Below are 2400 nucleotides of genomic sequence, written 5' to 3'. Positions count from 1 at the left end.
TTCATCACCCAGGGTGAACGGTTCCAATGTCTCGCTCACCAATGCAGCGCACAACCCATCCTTGCCACCGACGACGATACGTTCGAGTTCTTCGAGCGACCGGCCAAACAGGTCGAATTCATCGATGGAAAACGCGAAACAGTAGCCCTGCGCTGTGGCACGCGTGAGCGGGTTCTCGTTGCGCGGGTTGGCCAACAGCCAGGCAATGAAGGACGCTTTATTGTCGAGCGAACAGCTGTGGCGGAAGGTCAGATAATCCTTTAGGACCTGACTGAAGGGATGCCCGGTTGGCACCCATCCAGTGCTTTCACGTTCACTTTTCTGCGGATCACTCGCTGGCACTGCGGCCTTCGGATCAGTCGCCAGCGTCACATCAAAGCACCGCAGGTCATAGCCGAGCATAAACAGGCTGGCCTCGAAGGCGTGGCATCGCGCGGGCAGCGCCCCTTGTTCGGCAAACCAGCCAGTACGTTCGAGCAGGGCGCGGATAATCCAGCCCAACCGCACCTGCCAACGTGCCCATTCGGCATAATCAATCGCCGAAAATTGCGGCGCCGCCAAGCCGTTCAAGAATGCTCCCGGGTTGCGGATCTGGTTGCCACGAGCGGCTCCGGACGGGAACGCCAGCAGAGGTTTGCCGCTCCCCGTCCATTGCTGGCGAAACAATGAATACAGCATGCCTATCGCTGCGCCGACGCGACTGTCATAGATGGGTGACCCCGACGGATCAAGCAAGGCGTGAATCTTGGTCAGGCCAGCATCGAAACGCTCGACACTGATCGCGTCGAGATCATTCAGATCATTGTCACCGTCGAGCGACATGAGCCCGGCCATTTCCCGCAGATAGCTCGACAGCTCGCCCTTTTCGGCCAGCCGGTGCAAAAATGGAATGGCTCCCCGGACACCACCCCAACGAAGAATCTGCAAACACGCCTGAAGCGCTTGCTGTTCGTACCCCCGGTTGACCGCACTCGTCAGCCACTCGCGAAGTTGTCCGAGAGAGCGTTGAGTTTCAGCCCAGGTTTGTGAATCCACCGAATTTTGATGGGTATCTTGCCAACTTGCTTTCCAGCGGTATTGCTCAAGAATCTGCTCGAAACCCTGGACATCAGCGGTTAAACCGCCCGGCACAAATTTGCTCGCCTTGAAGCGCAGCTTGAACGTCAACGTCGGCAAGTTCGTTGCGAGCCATGCGATGAAGGACTCAACTTCAGACTGCGCCAGGAACTGTTCGCGCTTCATGCCGACCACCTTGCAGGTAATATCGAATGGCCATACCCTAAGCAAAACCACAGCCCCCGTCCATGTTGTTTGTCCGTACAGGTAAACAAACGGAGCAGGTTCTCAGGCCCTCGATAGAAACTTCTCTACCCATGCCTGGGTTTAATCAAAAATATGTAAAGTTTTCAGACGCTCCCAATCTGTTGACGTACTGCCCATGACCTCAAGGATCGGCACCTATGGACCATCAAACACTCAAGACCCGTCATCGCCTGGAACGTGAACGTCATCCTCCCAATCTCACCTTGCGTGTTCATCGGGCGTTGAGCTGGCTCAGTCGTGCCGAGCAAGCTGACGATGTCGATGGGCGATTTATCTTCCTGTGGATCGCCTTCAACTCGGCCTACGCCACCGATATTGACGAGCAGTACCGCCTTTCCGAGCAATCCACGTTCAAGGCGTTCCTGGACAAACTCTGTGCGCTCGACACTGCCAACCTGATCGAGAATCTGGTCTGGTCCGAGTTCTCTGGCAGCATTCGCGCGTTGTTAGACAACCCCTTCGTGTTCCAGAGCTTCTGGGATCACCAGAACGGCAAGATCAGCGAGCAACAGTGGACCGAGCGCTTTGCCAGCGGTCGGCGAGCAGCGCAGCAAGCGTTGGCCAACCGCAATACCCCAGCAGTGCTCGGCGTTCTGTTCAATCGAGTTTATACATTGCGTAATCAGGTAATGCACGGGGGCGCAACCTGGAACAGCAGTGTGAACCGGGATCAGCTGCGCGACTGCTCAAACCTCCTCGGCAAGTTGGTGCCGGTGATTATTTTGCTGATGCTGGATAACCCGGAAACGCTATGGGGTGATGCTTGTTATCCGGTTGTTGCTTAGGGCCGCTCTGAAAAAGGCTTCCAAATTTCGCGGAACAACTCATGCATTACGCAGCACTACTTGGCTAATACTTCGTTATGCATCCTGCTTCACGCGTCCATGGCGAGTAGGTCGACATCTGCCTGTCTCGGCATGCAAAAAACAACCGGCCGGTCACGTATCTACGAAACAGGGGCGACTCCCATGTGGTTCCTCCTCAACGTTTTCAAGCGAGTTCAGGCTGCAATCGTTGGCAGTTGATTGGCTACGCGCTTTGACCACTAAACTCTGCCCATTATAAAAGGTGTAGGAA

2 protein-coding genes are annotated in these 2400 nt (G+C 55.5%); one reads left to right on the top strand and one right to left on the bottom strand.

Features of this window, described 5'->3' with window-relative positions; genetic code table 11:
- On the bottom strand, positions 1 to 1242 hold a 1242-nt coding region (locus AC1DRJ_RS24595; RefSeq protein WP_477804450.1), incomplete at its 3' end, for a hypothetical protein.
- 218 nt (positions 1243 to 1460) lie between these two features.
- Here AC1DRJ_RS24595 and AC1DRJ_RS24590 point away from each other — a divergent pair.
- Positions 1461 to 2108 carry a hypothetical protein gene (locus AC1DRJ_RS24590; protein WP_477804449.1) on the top strand — a complete coding sequence of 216 codons (648 nt, stop codon included), beginning with the start codon at positions 1461 to 1463 and terminating at the stop codon, positions 2106 to 2108.
- The last annotated feature ends 292 nt before the right edge of the window (positions 2109 to 2400 follow it).

The sequence above is a fragment of the Pseudomonas sp. P5_B2 genome (assembly GCF_056400445.1).
The sequence above is the reverse complement of the archived record's forward strand: the minus strand, read 5'-3'. Positions and strand labels throughout refer to the sequence as shown.